Annotated in this window: 6 protein-coding genes; 4 read left to right on the forward strand and 2 right to left on the reverse strand. The window is 66.6% G+C overall.

Annotated elements, in window-relative coordinates; all coding sequences use genetic code 11:
• Positions 1-84: 84 nt before the first annotated feature.
• A complete protein-coding gene (locus A8G00_RS14610; RefSeq protein WP_103001005.1) occupies positions 85-1,530 on the reverse strand; it encodes a leucyl aminopeptidase in 1,446 nt (481 codons plus the stop codon).
• 180 nt (positions 1,531-1,710) lie between these two features.
• On the opposite strand from A8G00_RS14610, the gene A8G00_RS14615 reads away from it, so the two are divergent.
• The 4 genes from A8G00_RS14615 to rsmA all read left to right on the forward strand — a co-directional run bounded on the left by A8G00_RS14615 (position 1,711) and on the right by rsmA (position 7,313).
• Positions 1,711-3,975 carry an LPS-assembly protein LptD gene (locus A8G00_RS14615; protein ID WP_061936928.1) on the forward strand — a complete coding sequence of 755 codons (2,265 nt, stop codon included), beginning with the start codon at positions 1,711-1,713 and terminating at the stop codon, positions 3,973-3,975.
• An 86-nt stretch (positions 3,976-4,061) separates the two neighbouring features.
• Positions 4,062-5,447 carry a peptidylprolyl isomerase gene (locus A8G00_RS14620; RefSeq protein WP_048578597.1) on the forward strand — a complete coding sequence of 462 codons (1,386 nt, stop codon included), beginning with the start codon at positions 4,062-4,064 and terminating at the stop codon, positions 5,445-5,447.
• The gene (gene pdxA / locus A8G00_RS14625; RefSeq protein WP_025549697.1) at positions 5,425-6,450 is read left to right on the forward strand and encodes a 4-hydroxythreonine-4-phosphate dehydrogenase PdxA; all 1,026 of its coding nucleotides are present in this window, start codon (positions 5,425-5,427) and stop codon (positions 6,448-6,450) included. Before A8G00_RS14620 ends, pdxA begins: the two co-directional genes overlap by 23 nt.
• A gap of 5 nt (positions 6,451-6,455) precedes the next feature.
• Positions 6,456-7,313 (forward strand): 16S rRNA (adenine(1518)-N(6)/adenine(1519)-N(6))-dimethyltransferase RsmA, encoded by an 858-nt coding sequence (gene rsmA / locus A8G00_RS14630; RefSeq protein ID WP_103001006.1) that lies wholly within the window; start codon positions 6,456-6,458, stop codon positions 7,311-7,313.
• 191 nt (positions 7,314-7,504) lie between these two features.
• Here the strand turns inward: rsmA and A8G00_RS14635 are convergent, their stop codons facing one another.
• Positions 7,505-8,272 (reverse strand): Crp/Fnr family transcriptional regulator, encoded by a 768-nt coding sequence (locus A8G00_RS14635; protein ID WP_103001007.1) that lies wholly within the window; start codon positions 8,270-8,272, stop codon positions 7,505-7,507.
• Positions 8,273-8,479: the final 207 nt, after the last annotated feature.

The following is an 8,479-nucleotide window of genomic DNA, read 5'->3' on the forward strand; positions in this document are numbered from 1 at the left end:
AGGCTCAGCCCGAACGGGGCGGGGTTTTAGCCAGACAATGCTTGCCCTCGGTCCGGACCAAATCAAACCGAACGGGAAGAAAGATCAGCTCTCGAACTTGTCCGCGACATAGCGGTCGAGCAGCCGCACGCCATAGCCGGTCGCGCCCTTGTCCCATGTCGCGCCGGGCTTGTCGGCCCAGACCATGCCCGCAATGTCGAGATGCGCCCATTTCACGCCCTCATCGACGAAGCGCTTGATGAACTGCGCCGCCGTGATCGACCCGCCATAGCGCGGCCCGATATTCTTCATGTCGGCAATCGGGCTGTCGATCAGCTTGTTGTAGGCGTCGCCCAGCGGGAAGCGCCACAACTGGTCGCCCGCCGCCTTGCCCGCCGCGATCAGATCGTCGGCCAGCCCATCGTCATTGGAGAAGATGCCCGCATATTCGTTGCCGAGCGAGATGATCATCGCCCCGGTCAGCGTAGCGAGATCGATGATCACCTCCGGCGCATAGGTCTTCTGCGCCCAGGTAATGACGTCGCACAGCACCAGACGCCCTTCGGCATCGGTGTTCAGCACCTCGATCGTCTGCCCGGACATGGAGGTGACGATGTCGCCCGGCCGCTGCGCATTGCCGTCGGGCATATTCTCGACCAGCCCGCAAATGCCGACGACGCGCACCTTCGCCTTGCGCCCGGCCAGCGCCTTGATCGCGCCCGCGACCGCGCCCGCGCCGCCCATGTCCCATTTCATGTCTTCCATGCCCGGCCCGGGCTTCAAGGAAATGCCGCCCGTGTCGAAGGTCACGCCCTTGCCGACGAAGACCAGCGGCTTTTCGGTCGCGCCACCCGTGCCGTCCCATTCCATGGCCAGCAGGCGCGGCTCGCGCACCGAACCCTGCGCCACGCCCAGCAGTGCGCCCATGCCCAGATCCGCCATCGCCGTCTTGTCCAGCACGGTGATCTTGACGCCCAGCTCCTCCAGATGCCTGCAGCGCTCGACGAAGCTTTCGGGGTAGAGGATGTTCGCCGGTTCCGACACCAGCTCGCGGGTGAAGGCCACGCCCGCCGCGACCGCGGACCGGCTTTCCCAGGCCGCCCCGGCGTCGCTCGAAACCAGCGTGATCTGCTTGAGCGTCGGCTTGGCCTTTTCCGCCTGCCGCGTGCGATAGGTGTCGATCCGCCAGCCGCGCAGCGACGCGCCGAAGGCCAGCGCCGCCGCCTTGTCCCCACTCGCGCCGCCGAAGAATTCGACCGCCGCATGGGTCGCGCCGCTGGTCGACAGGCGCGCCGTCAGCGCGCTGCCCGCGCGCTCATAATCCGCATCGCTGCCCGCGCCGGTGCCGACCAACACCACGCGCAGCACCCTGCCGCCTTCCTCCACGAAGCTCTCGAAGCTCGACCCCGCTTCGCCCGTGAAGCGCGCCGCGGCGGCGCCCGCCGCCAACACGGGCGCGGCGCTCAGGGGCAAGGCGTCGAAACCGCCCTTCGGCACGGCGAAGACCAGCGTATCGGCTTCGGGACGGACGGGGCTGAACGCGATTTCCATCTAGGGTCCTTTATTTCCTGCAAGGCTTGTATCTCTATGGCCAGATAGTGCGGCTTACCCTGTCTGGCAAAGCCGTTCGACTGATTTTCCCGCAAAACTCTTGGCGGAGACGATTGCAGCGCAGACAAAGCAGTGCGATAGGCGGGAAACAAAGCGCCCCGTCAAAGAGGCCCCATCCTTTTGCAGAACAGCCCTTTCCCCTTGCGTTTGAAACCTCTCCTGGCCGCCGGCGCCGCCTTTCCGTGCCTGGTCGCCGTCCCGCATGCCACGGCCCAGCAACTCCAGGAACCGCAGGCGACGATCAGCGCGCCCGACGCCCCCGTGCCCGAAAGCGACGAACAGATCGGCTTCGCCGCCGATGCGCTGGAATATGACAGCAACAGCGAGGTCGTGACCGCCAGCGGCAATGTGCAGTTGCTGCGGGAGGGCAACCGGCTGCGCGCCGACAAGGTCGTCTGGAACCGCACCACGGGGAAGGTGGAGGCGAACGGCAATGTCTCCGTCACCGATCCGGAAGGCAATATCGCCTATGGCGACCGGTTCGACGTCACCGATTCCCTGCAGGACGGCATGGTCCAGAACATGCTGCTGGTGCTGCAATCGGGCGGGCGGCTGGCCGCCGCCAGCGGCCAGCGGGTGAACGGGGTCTATACGCTGCGCAAGGCCGCCTATACCGGCTGTGTGGTCGAGGATCATGAAGGCTGCCCCAAGGAGCCCACCTGGCAGATCAAGGCGGTCAGGGTCGTCTATGATCCGGTCAAGGCCCGCGTCAAATATACCAATGCCAGCGTGGAACTGTTCGGCCTGCCGCTGATCCCGCTGCCCGGCTTCTCCCATCCGGTGGGCGACAATGGCGGCAGCGGCCTGCTGGTGCCCAATCTTCGCTACGACCGCACCAACGGGTTCGAGGTCGCGCTGCCTTATTATCTGAAGCTGGCGCCCAATCGCGACCTCACCGTCACGCCGCATGTCTATACCGACACGCTGCCGATGCTGGAGACCAACTACCGCCACTTATGGGACCGGGGCGCCTACCAGATCACCGGCTATGCGACCTATGGCAGCCGCGTCGCCACCGGCAATGCCTCTTCCACCACCCCGGCGGGATCGGAAAGGGATTTCCGCGGCTATCTCGACGCCAGCGGCGCGCTGCAACTGACGCCGGAATGGAGCATCGGCGGGTCGATCCGCGCCGCGACCGACCGCACCTTCCTGCGCCGCTACGACATCAGCCGGGACGACCGGCTGCGTTCTACGCTCAACGCCCAGCGAATCGGGGAGAACAGCTATTTCTCCATCGCCGGCTGGGCGGTGCAGACGCTGCGCACCGGCGATTCGCAGGGGCAGATGCCGATCGCGCTGCCCGTCATCGACTATCGCCTGCGGATGAAGGACCCGCTGCTGGGCGGCGTGGCGCAGTTCCAGGCGAACAGCCTGGCCATCACCCGCACCCATGGCCAGGACACGCAGCGCGCCTTTGCCGCCTTCGAATGGAACCTGCGCAAGCTGACGCCGATGGGTCAGGAACTGACCTTCACCACCTATTTGCGCGGCGACGTCTATCACAGCAGCGACAATCTGATGAACAGCATCGTCAGCTATGCCGGCGATCCGGGCTGGAAGGCGCGCGGCATCGCGGCGGCGGCCATCGACATGCGCTGGCCCTTCATGGGCGAGGCGTTCGGCGGCGTGCAGCGTATCGCCCCGCGCGTGCAGATCGTCGCCGCGCCCAAGATCGCCAATCTCTCCGTCCCCAATGAGGACGCCCGCGCCATCGATCTGGAGGACAGCAACCTCTTCGCGCTCAACCGCTTTTCCGGATATGACCGGTTCGAGGATTCGACCCGCGTCACCTATGGCATGGAATATAGCCTGTCGCTTCCGGACTTCTCGCTGGAAAGCGTGGTGGGGCAAAGCTACCGCCTCGACAAGCGAGAGAGCATCCTGCCGGAAGGAACCGGCCTGTCGGACCGCCTGTCCGACGTCGTCGGGCGCACCACCGTCCGCTACAAGGATTTCATCAGCTTCACCCACCGCTTCCGGCTGGACAAGGACAATCTGTCCGTCCGCCGCAACGAGATCGACGCCACCATCGGCAGCCGCAAGACCTATGCGACGGTCGGTTATCTGCGCCTCAACCGCGACGCGAACCTCAATCTGGAGGATTTGCAGGACCGCGAGGAACTGCGGCTGGGCGGTCGCGTCCAGTTCGCGCGCTTCTGGTCGGTCTTCGGCTCGACCGTCATCGACCTGACCGACACGAAGGAAGATCCGCTGTCCGTCGCGGACGGCTATGAACCCGTGCGCCATCGTCTGGGGATAGCCTATGAAGACGATTGCCTGACGCTCGGCCTCACCTGGCGGCGCGACTATCAGGTGCTGGGCGACGCACGAAAGGGCAACAGCTTCCAGCTTCGGCTGGCTTTTCGCAATATTGGCATATAAGGATCAGCCTTCCCGCTTCCTGCTCAGGGTCGGTTAAGGCGGATCGGCGCATCTCGTGCCGAACCGATTGGAGAGTTTTGTCGACGATGCAGCCTGTCGTTTCCCCGTTTTCCCGCATTGGCAGCACGGCCTACAGGGGCCTGCGGACCGTGCTTCTGTCCTCGGCGCTGCTGGCTACCGGCGTCAGCGGAAGCCTGGCCCAGACGGTCGCCGACGATGACAATGTCGCCACGCAACAGCTCAACCTGCCCAGGGATGTGACCGTCTTCGGCAAGAGCGACCCCAATGTCCGCAAGGCGACGGCCATCGTCAATGGCCGGATCATCACCGGCACGGACGTCGACCAGCGCCTGGCCCTCATCATCACGGCCAATGGCGGCAAGGTGTCGGACGAGGAAAAGGAAAGGCTGCGCGTCCAGGTGCTGCGCAACCTGATCGACGAGACGCTCCAGATCCAGGAAGCCGCCGCCAACGACATCAAGGTGGACAAGGCCGAGATCGACCAGAGCTATGAGCGGGTCGCGGCCAATTTCCGCCAGTCCCCCGCCCAGTTCGACCAATATCTGCGCCAGCAGGGCAGCTCCGCCGCCAGCATAAGGCGCCAGATCGAGGGCGAGCTGGCCTGGAGCCGCCTGCTCCGCCGCAACATCCAGCCCTTCGTCAACGTGTCGGAGGACGAGGTGAAGTCGGTGGTCGACCGCATGAACGCGGCCAAGGGCAGCGACGAGTTCCGCATCGGCGAGATCTACCTGTCGGCCACGCCGGAAAACCAGCAGCAGATCATCGCGAACGCCCGCAACATCATCGAACAGATCAAGCAGGGCGGCAGCTTCGCCGCCTATGCGCGGCAATTTTCCGAAGCCTCCACGGCGGCGGTCGGCGGCGATCTGGGCTGGGTCCGCCCCGTCCAGCTGCCCGACGAACTGGCGCAGGCGGCGGCCGAAATGCAGGTCGGCCAGATCGCCGGTCCCATCGGCGTGCCGGGCGGCGTCTCGATCATCTATGTCATGGACAAGCGCAAGGTGCTGACCGCCGATCCGCGCGATGCGCTGCTCAGCCTCAAGCAGCTCTCCGTCAGCTTCCCCGCCGGCACGACCAAGGAACAGGCGAGTACCAGGGCGGCCGCGTTCGCCGCGCAGGTCAAGACGATCAAGGGCTGCGGCCAGGCCAATGAACTGGGCGGCAAGATCGGCGCCGACGTGGTCGACAACGACAATGTGAAGCTGCGCGACCTGCCCCCGCAATTGCAGGACATCCTCCTGAACCTCCAGGTCGGTGAGGCGACGCCGCCCTTCGGCTCGATCAACGACGGCGTGCGCGTGCTGGTCGTCTGCGGCCGTGACGAAGCCTCCTCCGCCGCCGCGCCCAATGCCGAACAGATCATGGCGCAGTTGGAAGAAGAACGGGTCAACAAGCGCGCCCGCATCTATCTGCGCGATCTCCGCCGCGATGCCGTTATCGACTATAACTGATCCGGCGGATATGCCGCCATTCGCCGTGTCGCTCGGTGATCCGGCGGGAATCGGGCCGGAAATCGTCGCCAAAAGCTGGGTCATGCGGGAGGCGCGGGGCCTGTCGCCCTTTTTCGCCGTGGGCGACGCCGCGTCCCTGCGCGCCGTCTGGCTCGGGCCGGTCGAACCGGTCAGCACGCCGGAGGAAGCGGTGGAGGTCTTCGACAAGGCCCTGCCATGCCTGCAGGTGGCGGAGGCGGGCGAGATCACGCCCGGCACGCCCAGCATGGATGGCGCGCGCACGGCCTTTCAGGCGCTGGAGGTCGCGGTCGGCCTCGCCCGCAGCGGTTCGGCCGCCGGGATCGTCACCGCCCCGGTGGGCAAGGAACAGCTCTACGGCGTCGGCTTCACCCATCCGGGACAGACCGAATTCATCGCGGAACGCTGCGGCGTCGCGCCCCACAATGCCGTGATGATGCTGGCGGGGCCGTCACTGAAGGTCGTGCCGATCACCATCCACATCCCCCTGGCAGAGGTGTCGTCCGTGCTTACGGTCGATCTGATCCGCGCCCGCGCCATCACCACGGCAAAGGGGCTCCAGCGCAATTTCGGCATCGGCCGTCCCCGTCTGGTCGTCGCGGGCCTCAATCCCCATGCGGGCGAGGGCGGGGCGCTGGGGCGGGAGGAGATCGACGTCATCCGCCCCGCCGTGGAGTCGCTCCAGGCGGAAGGTTACGACATTCAGGGGCCGCTCGCCGCCGACGCCCTGTTCCACAGCCGCGCCCGCGAAACCTATGACGCGGCGCTCTGCATGTATCACGATCAGGCTCTGATCCCCATCAAGACGCTGAATTTCGACGAGGGGGTGAACATCACCCTTGGCCTTCCCATCGTGCGCACCTCGCCCGACCATGGCACCGCCTTCGGCATTGCGGGCAAGGACAGCGCCAATCCCAGCGCGATGATGGCCGCGATCAGGATGGCCGCCGAAGCGACACGCGCCCGGCTGACCCCCGGCTGCTGAGGCTCATGGCCGCAGATACCCGCTCCAAGCTCCCGCCGCCCAAGCTCCCACCGCTGCGCGACGTCATCGCCGCCCACGGGTTGCAGGCGAGCAAGGCGCTCGGCCAGAATTTCCTGCTGGACGAACAGTTGCTGGACCGGATCGCGGCCATCCCCGGCCCGCTGGAGGATCAGCCCGCCTTCGAGGTCGGCCCCGGTCCCGGCGGCCTGACCCGCGCGATCCTGCGCGCCGGGGCAAGGCTGGTGGCGGTCGAGCGCGACCGGCGCTGCCTGCCCGCGCTTTCCGAACTGTCGGAGGCCTTTCCGGGCCAGTTCCGGGTGATTTCCGGCGACGCGATGGCGGTCGACGCCCGCGCCGAGGCAGGCGAAGGCGCGCATATCATCGCCAACCTGCCCTATAATGTGGGCACCGCCCTCCTCATCGGCTGGCTTTCCACCGACTGGTCTCCACTCCCCTGGTGGTCGAGCCTGACGCTCATGTTCCAGATGGAGGTTGCCGAGCGGATCGTGGCGAAACCCAATGGCGATCATTATGGCCGCCTCGCCGTGCTGTCCCAATGGCGCAGCGACGCCCGCATTGCGATGAAGGTCCACCGCAGCGCCTTCACGCCCCCGCCCAAGGTCATGTCGGCGGTCGTCCACATCACGCCCAGACCCGCCCCCGAAGGCGTGCAGTTGAAGCATCTCGAACGCCTCACCGCCGCCGCCTTCGGCCAGCGCCGCAAGATGCTGCGCCAGAGCCTCAAGGGCCTGCCCGGCGCCCTGCAAGCGCTGGAGGCGGTCGGCATAGACCCGCAACGCCGCGCGGAAACCGTCAGCGTCGAGGAATTCGTGGAAACAGCACGCGTTCTGGGACGCCTTTAGCTCTAAAAGCCCGGCTTGGGTGGGAAGCGGACATTCCCCCTCCCGCAGGCGGGAGGGGGCTAGGGGGTGGGCGCGAGCGAAGCGAGCCTCTGCGCTATCGGTGAGGGAAGACGCCGCTAACGCGGCGGCCCGCCCCCGGCCCCTCCCGTTTACGGGAGGGGAGAAAACGTCTGCAAGGGGCCAACCACCCCTCACTCCCCCTCGGCCATCCCCTCCAGCCGCCCGGCATCCACGATCCGCACCCCGCGCCGCCCGGCGAGCGCGATCACGCCCATCCGCTTCAGATCGCCGATCTGGCGCGACACCGTCTCGATGGTCAGCCCCAGCACATCCGCGATCTGCTGCCGCGACAAGGGCAGTTCGATCACCCCGGCCCCGTCCGCCCGCAACCGCCGGTGCATGTCGAGCAGCAGGGTCGCGACCTTCTCCCGCGCATTCTTCCGCCCCAACAGCAGCATCCACGCCCGCGTCCGGTCCAGATCGTCCAGCGTCCGCTGCAACAGCCGGTGCTCCAGCGCCGGATGCTCCCGCGCAAAGCCGTCGAACGCCCCCCGCGGATAAAGGCACAGCCGCGCATCGGTCAGCGCGGTGACGCTGTGCGGCGTGCGCGCGCCGAAGGGGCGGCCGATGAAATCCGATGCATAGACGACGCCGACGATCTGCTCGCGCCCGTCGCCGGTGGAGGTGGACAGCTTCAGCGTCCCCTCGATCACATTGGCGACCAGCGTCGAACTGTCGCCTTCCCACATCACGGTCTGCCCGGCCTGCAACGACACCCGCCGCCCGATCCGGTTCAGCGCCACGCGCTGCTTTTCGTCGAGATCGGCGCAGATCGCCTGATCGCGCACCTCGCACCGTTCGCAATATTGCCCACCGCAGCCCTTGGCCGGCGGCGTCGCCGCCATGACGAAGGCCCCATCGTCCTGCCCCTTTTGCGCCAGATCAAATCGCATATCCATGCGCCGATCCATGCCGCCACCGCGCGCCGCAACCTATCCGTAATTGTCCCTAAGAGGCGAAAGTGGGTGGATTGCGGACATTCCCCCTCCCGCAGGCGGGAGGGGGCTAGGGGGTGGGCTGGCGCGACATCAGCGTGAATTTTCAACGGCTAAGCTGGAAGCTCGCTGCGCTCGCACCCACCCCTAACCCCTCCCGCCTGCGGGAGG

Origin of the sequence: Sphingobium sp. SA916, from assembly GCF_002894065.1 — a bacterium.
GTDB classification, from domain to species: domain Bacteria; phylum Pseudomonadota; class Alphaproteobacteria; order Sphingomonadales; family Sphingomonadaceae; genus Sphingobium; species Sphingobium fuliginis.